The 17,503-nt window shown below is 37.3% G+C and carries 16 protein-coding genes; 7 read left to right on the top strand and 9 right to left on the bottom strand.

Annotated elements, in window-relative coordinates; genetic code table 11:
• Positions 1-17 precede the first annotated feature (17 nt).
• Genes CCAL9328_RS00745 through CCAL9328_RS00735 form a run of 3 tightly spaced genes read left to right on the top strand, consistent with a single transcriptional unit; the run spans position 18 to position 3,126 of the window.
• Positions 18-1,697 (top strand): methyl-accepting chemotaxis protein, encoded by a 1,680-nt coding sequence (locus tag CCAL9328_RS00745; RefSeq protein ID WP_169999752.1) that lies wholly within the window; start codon positions 18-20, stop codon positions 1,695-1,697.
• Positions 1,698-1,733: 36 nt separating this feature from the next.
• On the top strand, positions 1,734-2,297 hold the full coding sequence (locus CCAL9328_RS00740; protein ID WP_169999750.1) for a CheB methylesterase domain-containing protein: 564 nt from the start codon (positions 1,734-1,736) through the stop codon (positions 2,295-2,297).
• Positions 2,287-3,126, top strand: coding sequence for a CheR family methyltransferase (locus CCAL9328_RS00735; protein WP_169936364.1), 840 nt, complete (start codon positions 2,287-2,289; stop codon positions 3,124-3,126). Before CCAL9328_RS00740 ends, CCAL9328_RS00735 begins: the two co-directional genes overlap by 11 nt.
• A gap of 1 nt (position 3,127) precedes the next feature.
• On the opposite strand, the gene CCAL9328_RS00730 is transcribed toward CCAL9328_RS00735, so the two are convergent.
• From CCAL9328_RS00730 to CCAL9328_RS00715, 4 genes are all read right to left on the bottom strand, one after another.
• Entirely contained in the window at positions 3,128-4,321 is a 1,194-nt protein-coding gene (locus CCAL9328_RS00730) for an MFS transporter (RefSeq protein ID WP_169936366.1), read from the bottom strand.
• The gene (locus CCAL9328_RS00725) at positions 4,322-5,539 is read right to left on the bottom strand and encodes a copper resistance protein NlpE (RefSeq protein ID WP_169999748.1); all 1,218 of its coding nucleotides are present in this window, start codon (positions 5,537-5,539) and stop codon (positions 4,322-4,324) included.
• A 44-nt stretch (positions 5,540-5,583) separates the two neighbouring features.
• The gene (locus CCAL9328_RS00720) at positions 5,584-6,039 is read right to left on the bottom strand and encodes a copper resistance protein NlpE (protein WP_169999746.1); all 456 of its coding nucleotides are present in this window, start codon (positions 6,037-6,039) and stop codon (positions 5,584-5,586) included.
• 141 nt (positions 6,040-6,180) lie between these two features.
• Entirely contained in the window at positions 6,181-6,369 is a 189-nt protein-coding gene (locus CCAL9328_RS00715; RefSeq protein ID WP_169972127.1) for a hypothetical protein, read from the bottom strand.
• Between the two features lie 155 nt (positions 6,370-6,524).
• Here CCAL9328_RS00715 and CCAL9328_RS00710 point away from each other — a divergent pair, with 155 nt between their 5' ends.
• The 4 genes from CCAL9328_RS00710 to CCAL9328_RS00695 are packed head-to-tail and all read left to right on the top strand — an operon-like array spanning position 6,525 to position 11,178.
• Complete coding sequence (locus CCAL9328_RS00710; RefSeq protein WP_169936373.1) at positions 6,525-7,571, top strand: dehypoxanthine futalosine cyclase; 1,047 nt, start codon at positions 6,525-6,527, stop codon at positions 7,569-7,571.
• Positions 7,572-8,798: a M16 family metallopeptidase gene (locus tag CCAL9328_RS00705; RefSeq protein WP_169999744.1), complete on the top strand. Its 1,227-nt coding sequence runs from the start codon at positions 7,572-7,574 to the stop codon at positions 8,796-8,798.
• On the top strand, positions 8,795-10,609 hold the full coding sequence (gene recG / locus CCAL9328_RS00700) for an ATP-dependent DNA helicase RecG (protein ID WP_169999742.1): 1,815 nt from the start codon (positions 8,795-8,797) through the stop codon (positions 10,607-10,609). Before CCAL9328_RS00705 ends, recG begins: the two co-directional genes overlap by 4 nt.
• A gap of 29 nt (positions 10,610-10,638) precedes the next feature.
• The gene (locus tag CCAL9328_RS00695) at positions 10,639-11,178 is read left to right on the top strand and encodes a DUF1523 family protein (RefSeq protein ID WP_169972131.1); all 540 of its coding nucleotides are present in this window, start codon (positions 10,639-10,641) and stop codon (positions 11,176-11,178) included.
• A 34-nt stretch (positions 11,179-11,212) separates the two neighbouring features.
• Here CCAL9328_RS00695 and hpf read toward each other — a convergent pair whose 3' ends face one another.
• The 5 genes from hpf to CCAL9328_RS00670 form a co-directional block, all read right to left on the bottom strand.
• Positions 11,213-11,740 carry a ribosome hibernation-promoting factor, HPF/YfiA family gene (gene hpf / locus CCAL9328_RS00690; protein ID WP_169936381.1) on the bottom strand — a complete coding sequence of 176 codons (528 nt, stop codon included), beginning with the start codon at positions 11,738-11,740 and terminating at the stop codon, positions 11,213-11,215.
• Between the two features lie 98 nt (positions 11,741-11,838).
• The gene (locus CCAL9328_RS00685; RefSeq protein WP_169936383.1) at positions 11,839-12,297 is read right to left on the bottom strand and encodes a type IV pilus modification PilV family protein; all 459 of its coding nucleotides are present in this window, start codon (positions 12,295-12,297) and stop codon (positions 11,839-11,841) included.
• On the bottom strand, positions 12,297-13,175 hold the full coding sequence (locus CCAL9328_RS00680; RefSeq protein ID WP_169999741.1) for a prepilin-type N-terminal cleavage/methylation domain-containing protein: 879 nt from the start codon (positions 13,173-13,175) through the stop codon (positions 12,297-12,299). The genes CCAL9328_RS00685 and CCAL9328_RS00680 overlap by 1 nt, the downstream gene beginning before the upstream one ends.
• The gene (locus CCAL9328_RS00675) at positions 13,172-13,750 is read right to left on the bottom strand and encodes a prepilin-type N-terminal cleavage/methylation domain-containing protein (protein WP_169999739.1); all 579 of its coding nucleotides are present in this window, start codon (positions 13,748-13,750) and stop codon (positions 13,172-13,174) included. The genes CCAL9328_RS00680 and CCAL9328_RS00675 overlap by 4 nt, the downstream gene beginning before the upstream one ends.
• Entirely contained in the window at positions 13,747-17,490 is a 3,744-nt protein-coding gene (locus CCAL9328_RS00670; RefSeq protein WP_169999737.1) for a hypothetical protein, read from the bottom strand. The genes CCAL9328_RS00675 and CCAL9328_RS00670 overlap by 4 nt, the downstream gene beginning before the upstream one ends.
• Positions 17,491-17,503 lie beyond the last annotated feature (13 nt).

Here is a 17,503-nt window from a genome sequence, read left to right as displayed (position 1 = left end):
TAACAAGAGAGGGTTAAATGAATATTTCAACCAAAGTCACGGCTATGGTCGTATCTTCACTACTGTTGCTTTTTGCTGCATTAGTAAGCATAAGCTATTATGAACATCAAATGAATGCTAAGCATGTTGAAAAAGACTTGATAAATTCTATCATCGGTGGTAAACAAGTTGAGTTAGCGGGCGAACTTGCTATCGCTGCTACGATGGTTAAACAAATAGAAAAAAACTATAAAGAACACGGGCTAGATACGGAAACTCTTAGAAAAGATCTACTTGACTATGTAGGGGCAGTTAGATTTGGTGCGGGCGGTAGAAACTATATCTCTATCTATGACACAAAAGGTATTGCTATCATAAACCCGGGAAATCCGAAATTTAACGGAACAAGCCGTATACATGCTGCAGATGTTAATGGATTAAGATATATAGAAAAACTTGTTAATACTGATGAGTTTGTACAATTTACTTTTGCAGGCGAGAATGGAAATATCAGACGTCTTGGTAAGAGTCAAAAACTAAATGTAGCGGGCGAAGATATGGTGTTTATGGCTATAGCTGACCTAGAAAACGCATATCGTATAGGCGGCGAGCAAGTTAAAATCTTAAAAGATGAGATGATCGCCGGTCTAAAAGTCTTTGTTACAGCATCTATCGTTGTTATGATAATTGCTCTGATAGCTTCTATGCTTTATGCTAAATTTTCAATAACCAAACCTTTAAATTTATTAATCGATAAAGCTCGTGACCTTTCAAGCGGCGACGGTGATCTAACCAGGAAGCTTGAGATAAAAGGCAACGATGAGATCGCTCAAGCAAGTGCCGCGATAAACGACTTTATCGAAAAAGTTCGCGTGCTAATTAATGATGCTAAAAATTTATCAAGCGAAAACTCATCTATCGCAAATGAGCTAAGCTCAACATCGCTTCAAACAGGAAAGCGCGTCGAAGACTCAACAACTATTGTTACACGAACAAGTCAAGACTGTAACTCTATACAAACTAACATGAGAGGCTCTATACAGCTAGCTCAAGACGGTAAAGACGACTTACAAAAAGCTCTTAAGTATGTTGACGAGGCAAACAAAGCGATCGCTACTTTATCATCTGATATCGTAAATACCGCGCATGTAGAAAACGAAATGGCTGTTAAGATAAACCAATTAAGCAAAGATGCCGAGCAGGTAAAATCAGTTCTGGTGGTGATCAACGATATCGCCGATCAAACAAACCTACTTGCCCTTAACGCTGCCATCGAGGCTGCACGTGCAGGTGAGCACGGACGCGGTTTTGCTGTCGTTGCCGATGAGGTTCGCCAACTAGCAGAGCGCACACAAAAGAGCTTAACAGAGATCAATGCTACTATTAATGTTATCGTTCAAGCGATCTCGGACTCTAGCGAGCAAATGAGTAAAAACTCACATCAAATTCAAGAGCTTACAAATGTTGCTAGCAATGTTGAGCAGACTATCAATGTTATGAGTGATGTTATGAGTAGTGCTATCGGAATGTCTGATAAGACGATACAAGATTATATAAATACCGGTAAAAATATCGATGATATAGTTAAAAATATCGATGGTATCACAGCCATATCAACCGAAAATGCGAGAAGCGTCGAAGAGATCGCAAGTGCCGCAGAACACCTAAATAAAATGACAGATACGCTAAATGCGAAACTATCTGAATTTAGAACTTGATAGGCGGGCATTTTAAATTTAACTAAAAGGCTAATTATGGCTCAAAAATTAGTTTTGATCGGAGCCTCTACAGGAGGTCCCGGTCATATCAAAAAGCTTTTAAAAGACATTAAAATAACAGATACTAGTATAGTTATCGCACAACATATGAATAAGATGTTTATCCAGTCGTTCGTAACGCAAGTAGGCAGAGAGTGTGGGCTGGATGTGGAGCTTTTGAATGAAAAAACCATACTTAAAAACAAAGTTTATGTCTGCGATCAAAATTTCATGATCGGAGAAAACATCCCGCTAAACGCAAAGCCAAACCACGATGCAAAAACGATATACACGCCAAATGTTGATGTACTTTTTAACTCGGCGGTTGGGATTTGTAAAAATTTAAATGTCATGGCTATACTCTTAACGGGTATCGGTGATGATGGGGCTATAGGGCTTAACAACCTTTATAAGGCAGGAGCCAAGTGTATCGCCGAAAGTGAAGATAGTGCAATAGTTTACGGTATGCCAAAACGTGCTAAAGAGCTAAATCCAAATACAAAATCTTTAAATTTAAGTATGATAAAAAAAGAGCTTGAGGAATTTTTAAATGTTTTTTAAGAGAAATAGCGAGCAAAATTTAATAAATACAAACTACGATACCTCTTTTGTGGCGCCAAGCGACATGGATGGGTTTAATGAATTTTTAAATACCTTAAAAACTCTTTGCGGGGTCGATCTTGAGTCAAAACGCGAGATAGTCCTTCAAAGGCTAAAGACTTTTGCTAAAAATAGACAAATCCCTACATTTAAAGAGATAGTAAATTCTATAAAATATAACAAAGAGCTAAGGCAGGATATTTTAAATTTAATCACTGTAAATGAGACTTATTTTTACCGTGAACTTCCTCAACTAAAAGAAGTGATATCTTACGTCAAAGAGCTTGGTAGTGCTAGGATACTATGTGCTCCTTGTTCAAGCGGAGATGAAGTTTATTCTCTTGCTATGCTAGCACACGAATACGCTCTTGGAGCAGGCGCATTAAGTGTGGTTGGTATCGACATAAACTCACAGGCTATATCTGACTGCATAAGTGCAACATATAGCAGCAGAAGCTTGCATAGGCTTGATAATTATCAAAAAGAGAGATTTTTTAAAAAAGACGGAGATAAATTTGTCTTTAAAAAAGATCCTGCTTTTAAATGTGAGTTTAAGATCATGAATGTCTTTGACGATGCGATATTTTCACTTGGTAAATTTGATGTGATACTTTCAAGAAACATGATGATATATTTCGATGATAATTTTAGATTAAAATGTGTTGAGAGACTTCATAGACTTTTAAAAGATGGCGGTAGACTTTATACCGGACATGCCGATCTTGTGCCGTTTACACCGCTTTATGAGAAGAAATTTGTGCACGGATCACCTTATTATCAGATGATATGAGTTATTTTATATCATAAAATTTTGAAATTTTGTGATAGTAAAAAGCCCCCGCAAAAAACACCATGCCCATAAGCGCCGTTATGATCTCAAGGCCAACTCCAAGTCTAAATAAAAGCCCGATAGCAACCGAGACAAGCGCGCTTATGCCAAGATATACCATGTCGTTATATGCTATCACTCTTCCGTAAAATTTAGCGTCGCAGTTTTGTTGTAAAAGAGTATATGTATAGCTCCAAAGTGTAGACGTGAAAAATCCGGCAGCCAAAAGTCCTAGAAACCCAAGATAAAAATTACTTTGCAAGATCGCCCAGATGATTATCCCGACCCCATGTCCTATATAAAAATACAGTAGAGTTTTTTTATTAGCAAATTTGCCAAGTATTATCGGAGAAATCATAAGCGATACTGCTCTACATGCATTTATAAGTCCGATGACTAGTGAGATAGAGAGGATGTTTGCATATGTATAGTCCGCCAAAAGCGCTACAAGTGCGTCGTAGGCAGTAACTCCGACTATGCTATGAAGTAGTATAAGGTGTATGACGAGCTTATTTTGTTTTAAGTATATTAGCCCGCTTTGTAGCATTTTAAATGTCGGCTCTACAAATTTTGGTTTGAAATTTGGAATTTTGAGTGCAAAAAGAAAGTAAAAACTAATAATATAAATAACCCCATCAAGTATAAAAGCACTCTTGATGCCAAAAAAGTGTATATAAACTCCAGCCATACCCATGCCAGCAGTATAGGCGACTGCCCAGATTATGGAGTGAATTTCGTTTGCGAGCTTTAAGTTTTCTTTGCTTAAAATTTTAGGAAACAGGCTCATCTCTACTTGAAAATAAATCCCGCCCGTGCCGTTTCTAATAAAAATCAAAACCAAAAGTAGCCAAAGTAGATCAAGCGAATTTATAAAAACCAGCATAAAAACGGTAACGGTTTCTATAAGTGCGATGATGATAAGCATCGGTTTTGCGCTAAATTTATCCACCCAAACACCGCTAAAAGGCGCTAAAACAACTCCAGGGATATAAGCCATCGCGGCACTTAGCGTGATCGCCCAGATCGGTGCGTCAAGGCTGATAAGAAGAGTAAAAATTCCCGTATGCGAAAACCAAACTCCAAAATAACATATAAGCTGCACCAAGCTTAAAAGCCTGAAATTTCTTTCTTGCTTTAAAAGCGTGAGATACCTCATTTATTGATTCCAAATGAGTAGAATTTGATCTATTTTAGTATCGTTTGGTATCTCTTCAAGTTTTATAAATTTCTTTAAATTTTGCGGTTTTTTTAGCTTTATAACCATGTCGCGAGATGGTATTTTAAGCGAAATTTGGTTTTTACTTACGGCAAATTTTTCTATTTTAAGACTACTTTTGATCTGCTCGAAATTTGAGTTTAAATTTATCCCTTCAGGTGTTTTAAACTGCGAAGACAACACGTCTATCTGAGTTATGATACCGTTTAAGAGAGTGTATTTAAACAGCGGCTCTTTTTTCTCGTTATAAATTATGTGTGAGTTATTTTTTGTATTTGTATCTTTGTGGATATTTTTTGTGCCAAAAATTCTAACTATATCGGCATGGTTCATATCTTCGGTAAGCTCACTGATAAAAAATTTACCGAATTTTTGTTTGGTATCTTGTTTGTTTTTGTATTTACCTGCTATATAGCCGCTTTTGCAAATTTTGGCATTTGGAGTATGGTTTAGGATAAATATATCATCATTGATCCTATGCAAGCTAAGTCTAACATCGTTATTTTTAAAGTAAAACACACCTTTGTTGTAGTTTAGTTCACCGCTAAGCGAACATGTGGGTTCGTTTGCCTTTAAAGATGAGTAAACGTTAATTTTGGCTTCATTTTTATAGGTGCTAATAACTATGCTTTGAAAGCTTTTTTCGTTCTTAAATTTAAAAAATTCACCGTAAAAGCCGTTTTTATACTCTTTATCTATAGGCTCAAAGCTGTAAATTCGCGATAAGACGCCAGCAAATTTTTGCTTGTTATCGTTTAATTGCAAGAGGGATTCTTTGTTTGGCTCAAAGTAGCAAGTTTTGCCGTTTTCGCTTTTTAACACCAAGAATTTACCCTCGGTGTCAAATGTCCCCTTTTCTTCGTAAGTATTGGCTGATTTTGAAATTTCTAGCATGGATTTTGTGTAAGTTTTGTCTTTGTTTAGCGTTAGTATCGTTTTTATCCCTTCGCAGTTAGAGCAGGGAAGTATGGTGTGATATGTCGAAAATATCGCTTTTGAAAGAATGAGATTTGACTTTATTTCTTTTTTTTGATTTTTATTTGTTTCTTGTGTTTTTGTCTCTTTGGTTTGTAGCTCTTGTTGGGTTGGTTTTTGAGGTGTATTGTCGGCGCAGCCCAAAAAGAGCATGACCGTTAAAAATACTATAAAATTTCTCATAACAGCTCCTTAAACATAACGAAAATCAAGCCAAATTTTTATGCTTAATTGCTCTTTTTAAATGTATATAAGTCCTTAAATTCGCCCTTTGCAACATTGCCGTCAAAGTCTAAAAGGTGCAAATTTGTTCCGTCAAATTTATAACTCATTTTTTCTTTATACTCGTCAGTTGTTGTTACGATATCTCCGGCGATTTCATACTTGCCGTATTGCAAGTCGGTGTAGTCTTGGTTGCCCTTATATGTCATTTTGCAAGTAAAAGAGCCGTCGGCATTTAAATTTAAAGTAGTTTCTATCGCTTCGCAGCTAGCACAAGGAAGAGTTGCTTTATAAATTCCTGCTACAGGAATGCTTTGGATCTTGCATTTTGGTGCTTTGTTTTTATCGTCATCAATAGTGCAAGTCTCGCCCTTTGGAACATCTATGTGTTGGTTAAAACTAGAACAACCAGCCATAAAAATAGCACTTGCTAAAAGAGTGATAAACTTAAATTTTTTCATTATTTTTCCTTTTGATTTTAAAAATTAAGATGTATTATAGTAGAGCTAATGTTAATTTATAATTTAAGCGATAAAAAATTTAAGAAGAAATTTGTTGTTGAAATAAGGATAGCCCAAGAATTTTGGGCTTAGGGTTTAAATTTATTTTTGCATTGCGGGATTTTGCATCATGCCTCTTTGACAGCCACAACTTTGTATCACAGGTGTGCAGTTTTGTCCGGCTTTACAAGTACCGTAGCTTACTTGGTCGTTAGCATTGTTGGTTTTAGGTTGGTTAGCACAACCCACTAAAAATGTAGCTACAACTACGATAAGGGCAAAATTTTTCATTATATTTCCTTTTTGAAATTTGGTAAAAATAATTTTTGAATACTATAGTTTGTTTTTAAAAATTTTATTAACACCCTTTAAAATTTGTTGTTTTTTGAGTTTTAACAGCAAAATTTTGATAAACTACCATAAAATTTTAAAGAGGTTATGTAAAATTGAAAAGACTTAGTATAGACGAGGCGGTTTGGCTTATCGAAAACGCACCGCTTCATGAGCTTGGACGTATGGCATACGCTAGAAAAAAAGAGCTACATCCAGACGCGATTACCACATTTATCGTCGATAGAAATATAAACTACACAAATGTATGCTGGGTAGATTGTAAATTTTGTGCATTTTATCGCCATGCAAAAGAAGAAGACGCTTATGTTTTAAGTTTTGAAGAGATCGGCAAAAAGATCGAGGAGCTATTAGAGATAGGCGGAACTCAAATTTTATTTCAAGGCGGAGTTCATCCAAAGCTTAAGATCGAGTGGTATGAGGATTTAGTCGAGTATATAAGTAAAAAATATCCAAGCATTACGATACATGGATTTTCGGCAGTTGAGATAGATTATATAGCTAGAATTTCAAAGATAACGATAGCTGAAGTTTTAAGTCGCTTAAAAGCAAAAGGTCTTTACTCGATACCGGGAGCGGGTGCTGAAATTTTAAGCGATAGGGTGCGAGATATCATCGCTCCTAGAAAGTGTGACACCGCAATTTGGCTTGATGTGCACAGACAAGCACACAAACTTGACATAAAATCAACCGCAACAATGATGTTTGGCACGGTAGAAACTACACGTGAGATAGTTGAGCACTGGGATCACATAAGAAATTTACAAGATGAGACGGGCGGTTTTCGTGCGTTTATATTGTGGAGTTTTCAAGGGCTTAATACAAAACTCATGCAAGAGTATCCACAAATTCAAAAGCAAAGTTCAAATCGCTACTTAAGACTGCTTGCGGTTTCAAGACTGTTTTTGGATAATTTTAAAAACATACAAAGCAGCTGGGTTACGCAAGGAAGTTATGTGGGACAGCTTGCATTGAAATTTGGCGCAAATGATCTTGGCTCGACAATGATGGAAGAAAATGTTGTGAAAGCAGCAGGTGCTAGCTATAGGATGAGTCAAGATGAGATGATCGCGCTAATCCGTGATATAGGTGAAATTCCTGCCAAACGCAATACAAATTACGACATCTTAGAGAGATTTTAGATGAAAGTTACAAATTTAAATGTAAAAAATGTAGATATCCCTGTTGTTTTTGAAAGTTCAAAAAGCCTTGCTGTAGCCAGCTTAAAGCTTATTTTTAAGGTAGCTGGCGCTTGCGAGAACAAAACTGCCGGTCTTGCTAGGCTTGCGGCAAATATGCTAAATGAAGGCACAAAAAGCAAAGGGAGTATAGCATTTGCGCGCGAGCTTGAAACAAGGGCGATAAACCTAGAAGTAAGTGCAGGTTATGAAACCTTGGCGATAGATATAAATTGCTTAAAAGAGTATTTTAATTTTGCGCTAGATAAACTAGCAGAGTTGCTTGCTGAGCCAAATTTAACCAAAGAAAGCCTTGATAAGTGCAAGATAACAACATTTGGTGAGATATCAAATTTAGCAAACGATAACGACTACGTGGCAAGATGTGGACTTTATGAGTTGCTTTATAAAGGCACAAATTTAGCTATGCCAAACATCGGAACAAAAGAGAGCATAGAGGCCATAAGTTTAAATGATATAAAAGAATTTTTATCCTCTCATATGGATCTTGGAAATTTATTTATCGTTTTTGGCGGAGATGTAAACGAAAATGATCTTTGGCTTTTAAAAGATGCGTTAAATTTACTAGAAGTTGGTAAAAAACGCGAGCTTGAAATTTTAACAACAAGCGATAAATGTGAAAAGAAATTTATAACAAAGCAAAGCGAGCAAGCGTATGTGTATTTTGGAGCTCCGTTTAACGTAATTCAGGACGAGAGATTTAAAGCAAATGTGGCGATGTTTATACTTGGCGAGAGTGGTTTTGGTTCACGTATCATGGAAGAAATTCGTGTTAAACGCGGGCTTGCGTACTCGGCTTATGCGCGCGGGGTCTATAACCTTAGTAGCACCCAAGTTTATGGATATTTACAAACTAAAAATGAGAGTAAAGATGAAGCCATGGCGGTTGTTTTAAGTGAATTTGATAAATTTATAAAGCATGGCGCTACCAAAAACGAGTTGGCTCAGGCGAAGAAATTTTTACTAGGTTCGCTTCCTTTAAGGCTTGAGACGTTATTTCGTAGGCTTGGTATAGCCGAGGGTGAATTTTATCAAGGTAAAAAATTAGGCTCTTTTATGGATGAGCTTAAAAAGATAGAAGCGCTTAGTCTTAAGGAGCTAAACGACTTTATCGCCACTCATGACGAGATAAGCAAGCTTAGCTTTTGTGTGCTTTATGACGGCAAATGAAATTTGAAGCAAACGAGCGCGAAGAGCTAGCCAAGATCGGTGTTTATAGCTTGCTTGATCTAGCTTTGGTGCTCCCTAAAAGCTTTGAAAGTAGCTTTATAACAAGCTCGCCAAGACAAGGCGTGGTTTGTGTAGAGGCTGAAATTTTAACCTTGCGACGAGCAAGTGGCGGCATGCTTATTGCAACTGCCTTTTGTCAAACTTGGGAGTGTGAGATAAAGCTTGTTATATTTCACGCAAAACCTTGGCACTACGGTGCTTTTAAACAACATAAAGAGCTTATCTTAAACGGGACGTGTGCTTATGCTTACGGTGCATGGCAGATAACTAATCCAAAAATCATCACAAAAACAGGCGTCATAAGTCCGAAATTTAGACGTGATATGAAAGATGAAAGATTAAAAAAATTAATCAAAAAATACATAACAAACGAAAATTTAAGGGCCGAGGGTTTAAACGAAAATGAAATTTCATTTTTAGTCGCTATCCAAAACGGCGATGAAAATAGTATATCTTTGCTAAATTCGCTAAAAAATGGCGAAGTTGACACTCGTGTAATAAAATTTATTGAAATTTTTAACTATATAAAAAAGCTAAATTCTAAAAAACTATACTTTAAAAATCAAAAAATTGAGCCTTTTGATATTAATGAGTGGCTTAAAAATTTGCCGTTTACCCCGACAAATGACCAGTTAAACGCCATAAATGATATCAGACAAGATATGAGTAGCACGCAGGCAAAACGGCGAGTTATTATGGGAGACGTTGGTAGCGGCAAGACTTTGGTTATCTTAGGTGCTGCACTTAGCGCATATCCAAACAAGAGTATTTTGATGGCACCAACTAGTATCTTAGCAAATCAACTTTATGAAGAGGCATGCAGACTTTTGCCGGACTTTATGAATGTCGTGCTTGTTAAAAGTGGAGAAAAAGAGCCGGATCTAGCTAATGCAAACCTAATCATCGGAACACATGTTTTACTCTACACAAAACTGCCAAAATCTGTGCTCGTCATGGTTGATGAGCAACATCGTTTTGGCTCTGCGCAACGAAACAAGGTCGAGGAGCTCGTTAGAGACGGTGAAAGGAGTGCCACTTTTGTGCAGTTTTCCGCTACTCCGATACCGCGCACTTTAACTATGATAAACTCTTCGCTTGTTAGCTATAGCTTTTTAAAAGAAATTCCTTTTAAAAAAAATATACATACACAGGTGATCAAAAGTGCTGATTTTGGTGCGTTTATGGCACATCTTCGCTCTGAAATTTCAAACCATCGTCAAGCTGTGATCGTCTATCCACTAGTTGAAAGCTCTGAGGTGTTAAACTATCAAAGCTTAAGTGAGGCGAGTGATTTTTGGCTTCAAAATTTTAAAAATGTATATATAACGCACGGCAAAGACAAGCAAAAAGATGAAATTTTGCTTAAATTTAAAAAAGATGGTGATCTGCTTTTGGCAACAACCATCGTTGAGGTCGGCATCTCATTGCCTCGTCTTAGCACTATTTTGATCGTAGGAGCCGAGAGGTTAGGCCTTGCTACTCTTCATCAGTTGCGTGGCAGGGTAGGAAGAAATGGTGGCGATGGGTATTGTTTTTTATTTACCAAGCTTAAGCAAACGCCTTCAAGACTTATAGAATTTGCTCAAACTCTTGATGGCTTTAAAATAGCCGAGCTTGATCTTAAAAATCGTCAAAGCGGCGATATTCTTGACGGAAGTGTTCAGCATGGTGCTACTTTTGAGTATTACGAGTATGAGGAAGATATTACAAAAGCCGCACAAGATAGGTTAAAAGCATTAAGAATTCTATAGTAAAATGCACTAAAATTTAAAGGATTGTTATGAATTTTGGGCAAAATTTAAAAAGATCGGCAAAAATTTCTTTCATAGTTGTTTCGCTTTTGGCTCACTTTATGTTAGCCGTTGCAGTAAACTATGCATTTCCGCACTATGATGACGCTCTTATAACCGGCGGAGAAGTAAAACGCATGGATAAAGATGGGCTTGTAAGCACGGCAAATCCTGCCGACGGACCAACTAGAGATGTGTATTTTGTCTACACACAAGAGGCTAATAGCACAAAGGTCATGCCTTATCGTAATGAAGACACAAGATGGGGATTTCCATTTTATTTTAAATTTAACTCAGCCGATATGCAGGCCGTAGCGCAAAGTTTTGCGGGTGAACAAAAGCTAGTTCAGGTCAAATTTTACGGTTGGCGGATAGCTCTGCTTGATGAATTTAGAAACATAATATCCATACGAGAGATAAAAGATGCAAGCGAACTTTCAAATCCTATCATGACTTATGTTTTTTATGTTTTGCTTTTGGTTTCGTTTGGTTTTAGTGTAAGAGTTATAAAAAGATTGTTTGACAAGTAGTAAATAAGGGGCGTTTAACCGCCCCCAGGAAGTATCAATAAAGTCCGAATTTACCGTCGGCTCTTTTATATATCACACGCATTTTAGCGTCAATATCGTTAAATACATAAAATTGCATTTCGCTATTTTTAAGGTGTTCAAGCGCCTCTTCGATCTCAAGCGGTTTATAAAGCTCAAGTTCCATAGGGATGATCTCGTCTACACCCTCAACAGGCTCTTCTGCTATGCGAGCGCGAACTTCTTTGCCGTCATCTTTGCCTTTAACTGTGATTTTTTTATCGTGCTCACGGCGTAAAACTTTAGATGCACGATCTATTGCTAGATCAACTGCCGCATAAAGGTCTTTGTCTTTTTGGCGGATAACGATCGTATCTTTATGTGCCATATTCAACGCAAATTCTGCATTAAAACCTTTTTTGCCTTGTTTTTCGTCAGCTGAAACAACACATCTGCCTGATATTATGTCTAGATTGTATTTTCCCAGTGTTTCAAAAGCGTTTTCTATATAGCTTTTTATCGGCTCTGTAAGCTCAAGTTGTCTTCCTACAATGCTTATATTCATAGCATACTCCTTTGTTTGAAAGTAACATTATTATAGCACACCAAGCTTAAAATTTTTAGCTTAAATTTAATAAAGAAAATTAATTTTGTAATAAAAAACTATAGTTTTTGCAGTGTTCGTTTGTGAAAGCTTATTGGATTTGGCGTGATGCTTTCTTCTTCGCCTTCGCTATTTATCTTTGTTTTTGTTGTTACGAAGACATCTAACCTGACTGTTCCTATGCTTTGAGGGGTTTGTATGTCAGTTACTAGCTCGCTATCGTCGCAATTACCAATCTGGCCAAAAAAATGCACATAAACCGAGTAGTCAAAAATATCATTGAAATTTTGATCGGATATTATTGGATTACTAGGGCAACCTTTGCTAAAATCATGGTTAAAAATTTCAAGCATTGCCATTTCGGTTGCACCTTGCCCCAAAAGCTCAGCCTGCTCTCTTAGATAAATTTCAGTTGTTTGTCGCATGCTAGCCATTGATAGTTCGAGTGCTAATATGCCAAGACTTGATATGACTACCACAAAAAATATCGCCGCCAGCAAGCTAAAACCACGCTTCATTAGTATATCGCCTTTGATTTGCATACGGTAAAGTCAAAATTCTTATCAAACATAAGCCCTGACTTGCCTGCTTCGTGCATGCAAAGTTTTATGACTACTACGCCGTTTTGCTCGGTAAAGTTAAATCTAGTCACATTCTCTGCTAATATCGCACTATCTGCATTTTGAAATTTTTCGCCAAGCCATGGTTGATAGTTGTAGTAAAGCTTTAGCGTAAAGTCGCCTCTTTGCTTGCTTTCATCGCTAACAGCGATAGCATATGCGCTGTAAGCTATGTGGTATTGTTCTGAGATTTCGCCGTCGTGAGTTAAATGTATTTTATTATCCTCAACGCTTGTTATCTTTGCGACATCAAGAGAGTTTGTGTTGTTATAGCCAAAAGAAGTTGTGGCATCATAGGCTAAACCCTTAAATATCACGGCTAGGTCGGTTATCGCTACACCAAAGTCATCCAAAATGCCATTTTCTTGATTTAGACTAGAAAGTTTGCTTCCTGGAGTTATAAGACCATTTGCTTTGCTGCTTGGCTCTAAGTCGGCAAATCCGCTATAAATACCATCGTTAAACATCTCTCGAGCGTATGTTATAAACTCAAGCGTTGTGTATTCGTTATTTACCTGATCGTTATTTAAGGGTAGTATGTTGCTACTTGTGCCTTTTCTTGCGATAACGCTTTCTTTTATGCGATAGCTAAGCATTTTTGAGATCTGTTCAAGCACAAGTTCGGTTTGAGTTTGCAGCGAATTCATCGCTTTACTTTGCACATAGTTTTTAAAAACAGTTGTTGTTACTTGAAGTGTCATCAAACCTACGATACCAAGCACAACGATAACGATGATTAGTTCGATTAGAGTAAATGCCTTTTTTGTTGCTCTCACTGCCACTCTTTAGTATTTAAAAGCCCGCTATCGCCGATATTTACCGCAAAACCACTTAGAGTTACTTCGGTTTCATGACTTTGTTTGTCGTAGGCTTTTGTTTTTATATCTATGCGCTTTATATCGTTGTTTGAGTTGAAGTTAGACACTGTGACGTTGTATGTTGAAGAGAGTATGTAGTCTCTTTCTTTTGTTGCTTCCATGTTTACGTTGCCGGTAAAATTTGCTATGCTTTTTATGTTGGTTATGCTCTCCGGGCAGGCTTTATCTAGGTTAGCTCCGGTTTTTGGTTGAAAATTTCTTCTGCCGTCACCAGAGATGGAATTTGATTCATAAAAATTTGTATCGTTAAATATCGGCACAAGCGTGTTTTCATTTTCGCTTATATAATCGCATGTAAAGGCGGATTTGAGCACCAAAGACATGTATGTTTTAGCGTTTAAGATACTTTCTTGTGTCAAGGCTTTTGTGTTTGCGACATTTGTTTGTTTTATGATGATAGGTATGCTTACACTTACGATAGCGACCACGATCAGCGCTAAAACGACTTCGATAAGCGAAAATGCCTTTTTCACCACTCTATCCTTCTGTTTGTTCTTTCCGAAACTCCTTCAAAGTCGCTACCGCCGATAAATTTTCCTTCGCCCATGTTTTTGCCGTCATTATCTTTGGTTTTTAGCCCAAGAGAGCTACCGCCCCAGCCTCCCTTGTCTAAAAATTTAACGACAAAGTCATTATAGGTGGCGTCTTTGTTTGTTTGGTTGTAAATTAGCCATTCAGGAAGGTCTTGCATGTTGATTTGTGCATATCCGGCCACAGTGCTACTTAAATTTATAGGCATTTTACCATTATTTAAAGTATAGCCTTCTTTGATCCGTGCCTTTGCTGAGGTGGGTTTTGGATCAAAGGTTATTGCAACTGCTTTATCGGGCCCGGCGTTTTTGTCGATATACCAGCCGCCGGTATTTGGCAAGACAGAAGCATTGCTTGCGTCAAATATAGCGCTATCGCAGTTGTTGCAGTAAATTCCATAATACAAATTTGTGTCAAATCCGTTTTTTGGACCTTCTAAATACGGTGCATAAAGTCTGGCGTAGTAAAAATTTGCCGACTTTATTTCATCACCTTGTGGCTTTATATATGTTGTGCCATTGACATTATCAGCGTCTTTTATATCGCTAAATTCAAACTGATCGTTTGTGATTTGAAATGGATTTATGGCTAGGTTTTTTTCTCGTGCAAAATTTATTTTGACTTCGCCGTTAAAAACACCTCTTGCAAAACCTTCGGCGAGTGCATTAAATTTATCATCTTCATTTTGCTTTAGTTTGGAGTCATCCATAAAGTAGTGGATCTTTTCTTTCGTGCTAGCTATGTTTGTGTCAGTGTCACTGCCTGGGTTAAAGGACATGTTAAATTTAACATCTTTTGCATAACAACCATTGCTATACATAAGAGCGGGCTTATCGTTATAAAGCCTTGCCGTGATCTGAAACTGCGCTTTTGCGTAGGTGTGAGCAGGGCTATTGTTGTCGATAGTTTGGCTTAGATAGACTGCTGCTTTATCGTTAGGAAAGCTAAATTTATCTACACGTATGTCTTTTGGTGTAAACGTAAGACTTTGATCTAGCGGGATATCACACCCTATCATGCCATTAATGTTTTCGTTTGATGCGCTACTGTTTATAACGCAGTCGTTGTTTATGCTATCAGTGCTTGTGTATTTGGTGTCTGCCGCTTTTATCGTTGCTAAGCCTATGTCTGGGTAGTAAAAATTTGTGGATTGATCTTGGGCAACCGCTACGCCGCCTGTTTCTTTTGTTAATCTTCCTTCGCCATGTTTTATATCGGCGTTAAATTTTAGCCCTTTAAGTTCGTCAAGCTCAATGTCGCAACCGTCTGGATTTGTTTGCGTAAATTTGATATCTCCTATCCTTGCACCAAAGTTATCATCGATAGTGCCACCGTATTTAAGGGCTTTGATGGTGATGTTGTCATAGTTTTTGCCGCCTATGAGAGAGTTGATATTTTGACCATCTTCTTGTAGTATAAATTTGTCCGGTCTAACAGCAAATGAGTCTGAAGAGCATTTTTCTATGGTTTCGTCAAATTGGTTCTTATATACCATTTTGAATTTTAAGAAACTATACGATCCGTTTACCAAAACTCTTTCCATGTCAAACTCCGTTTTGCCTTTTGTGTTTATCTCGCGCGCCGTACTTTCGATAAAATCCGCATCACAACCCCCGGAAACAACACCAACCGTCATTACATCGTCTTTTATAAATATGGCAGGAGTCGTAGCTACGGCATTATTTTCATCAAAAAACATAAGCTTGACATCAAACGCTCTTCCTGAAAGTTGTGTAAATAAGCTTCTTTTTTTGTTTTTTACATAGTTTTTATTAACAACGTCTATCTCGTTTTTTTCCGGAAGTATTGTTTCTATTTGGTATTTTTTACTTTCGCATTTGCTTATAAAACCGGACTCGTATTTATAGTCCATGCTTTTATTTTTAAATGACACTCTATAGTCGATTGGCTTAAATTCGCCGTTTAATACATTTTCAAATCGTATAAGTGCACGATTAATATTATCAAACGACCCTCCTTCGCCGCTGTCCGCTCCCTTTCCTACATAAAAATCTACTAACTTGCCGTTTAAAGTGTATAAATTTGCTTTGTTTACTTCTGAGTCTAGTATGTCAAAAGACTCTGAGATACGAGTAGGCACGATATAGGTGTTTTTGATGGCATTTTCTGAGTCAAATTCAGCCGTTACAACGACACCTTCGGCTGTTTCGTTGCCTTTATTTTTTATAATGAGTGTATTTTTTAGGATATCACCGATCCTTAGTTGTGTTTTTTGTTTCTCGTCGGTACTTATCTCAATAAAATCAGAATCACCCCTTTTATACTCTATCTTTTCCATGTAGCATACTTCAGGAACATAAAGTATAGTCGAAAAGCCTACCATACCGATATTAGCACGCTCGCCAAGCTTTCTACCTCCAAGATAATATGTTTGTCGTCCTGATTGTCTAGTGCTATAATCTTTTCTTATGATACTTGCGGTAAGCTCTACCGTAGTGCTTGTTTCGCTGTGGCCTATGAAATTTGATAACCCATAAACGTCAAGATCCATTTGGTTGTTGTAAATTTTGTTTGGATTTAAATGCTTGCCGTATTTGGTTATAGTGCTGTTAAGCTGTTCGCCTTGTTGATTGTTTTGTGATGTTACGGGAAGCCATTTGTTGTCTTTTTTGATAGTGATATTTTCTCCGGCCACTTCTTTTTTGGCTCCAAATGTTAAAACAGAAAGAGATGATTTGATCTCGCCCCTAGTTGGCGTATAAAAGTCACTAAAGGTAAGTCTCATACTGTCGCTTCTATATAGCTCTGTGTCTTGAATCCTTATCGGGGCTAGTATAGTAAGACCGTCGTATATATTTACGTTTTTTGGTGCTAGTCTGTCGTAGTAGTCCGTGCCAAAGTCGTATACGATAACTAAAGCCCAACCGCCATAAAAAGGAGCGATCAAATTTTGTTGCCAAGAGTCATCTCTGTATCCGGTCAAGACAAACGGGGTTTGCGTGCTAGATAATATATCTCCTGCGGTAAATGTTCTATTTGTTTTGCTCAAAGTTTGTTTTACTATCTCGGTTACGTCCGCATTTGCTTGATACATAAATTGCATACCGTCAGCAGTGTATGAGCCGTACCATTTTGTATCAGCCTCTTTGGCTGTCAGATGGTGAATTCTGCCGTTTGGTGTTTTAAATTTAATTGTATTAAAATTTTTAATATCCGAGTTGTATCGCTCCCATAAAAATCTATCTGCGCTAAATAGACTTAGGTTCCATTTGTTTGATATCGCTCCAGCCCAGTAAAGCTTTGCAAATATAACTTTGCTTCCGTCTATGTTTTTTTGCTCAAATTCACTCTTGTCGCTAAAATCAAGCGTAGCACTCGATGAGTTAGTCGTAAAATTTATGCCGTCTTCTTTGACAAATTTTATAGGAACACCAACGGTTTCTTCTCGTGAATTTAATGGATTGAAGTTGTATTCATTCTCGGTCGGTATGGATATGGTAGCTCCTGTTACCTCCATGTCGCCGTATATACTTGGCTTGCTGATGCCTTTTTTTGTTAAGACGTTATCGGTTTTTATATCTCTGTATCCATTCTTGCCAAAGCCGGTATTTTCTTTGATGACATCATGGCTTAAACCGTTTGTGTCTTTGTAAATAGCTCCGAGCAAATTTACGCCAAAAAATACAGCAAAAACACATACGATAAATTTTAATCTTATCATTGCAAGCCTTTAG

Source organism: Campylobacter sp. RM9328, assembly GCF_012978615.1.
This window is presented reverse-complemented; position numbering and strand designations above follow the sequence as displayed.

Bases quoted from the DNA above. Each gene is read 5' to 3' on its own strand.
- CCAL9328_RS00705 (WP_169999744.1), top strand. From the start codon at position 7,572: ATGAAAGTTACAAATTTAAATGTAAAAAATGTAGATATCCCTGTTGTT.
- CCAL9328_RS00740 (WP_169999750.1), top strand. From the start codon at position 1,734: ATGGCTCAAAAATTAGTTTTGATCGGAGCCTCTACAGGAGGTCCCGGT.
- recG (WP_169999742.1), top strand. From the start codon at position 8,795: ATGAAATTTGAAGCAAACGAGCGCGAAGAGCTAGCCAAGATCGGTGTT.
- CCAL9328_RS00730 (WP_169936366.1), bottom strand. From the start codon at position 4,321: ATGAGGTATCTCACGCTTTTAAAGCAAGAAAGAAATTTCAGGCTTTTA.
- CCAL9328_RS00695 (WP_169972131.1), top strand. From the start codon at position 10,639: ATGAATTTTGGGCAAAATTTAAAAAGATCGGCAAAAATTTCTTTCATA.
- CCAL9328_RS00715 (WP_169972127.1), bottom strand. From the start codon at position 6,369: ATGAAAAATTTTGCCCTTATCGTAGTTGTAGCTACATTTTTAGTGGGT.
- CCAL9328_RS00670 (WP_169999737.1), bottom strand. From the start codon at position 17,490: ATGATAAGATTAAAATTTATCGTATGTGTTTTTGCTGTATTTTTTGGC.
- CCAL9328_RS00745 (WP_169999752.1), top strand. From the start codon at position 18: ATGAATATTTCAACCAAAGTCACGGCTATGGTCGTATCTTCACTACTG.
- CCAL9328_RS00720 (WP_169999746.1), bottom strand. From the start codon at position 6,039: ATGAAAAAATTTAAGTTTATCACTCTTTTAGCAAGTGCTATTTTTATG.
- CCAL9328_RS00725 (WP_169999748.1), bottom strand. From the start codon at position 5,539: ATGAGAAATTTTATAGTATTTTTAACGGTCATGCTCTTTTTGGGCTGC.
- CCAL9328_RS00735 (WP_169936364.1), top strand. From the start codon at position 2,287: ATGTTTTTTAAGAGAAATAGCGAGCAAAATTTAATAAATACAAACTAC.
- hpf (WP_169936381.1), bottom strand. From the start codon at position 11,740: ATGAATATAAGCATTGTAGGAAGACAACTTGAGCTTACAGAGCCGATA.
- CCAL9328_RS00685 (WP_169936383.1), bottom strand. From the start codon at position 12,297: ATGAAGCGTGGTTTTAGCTTGCTGGCGGCGATATTTTTTGTGGTAGTC.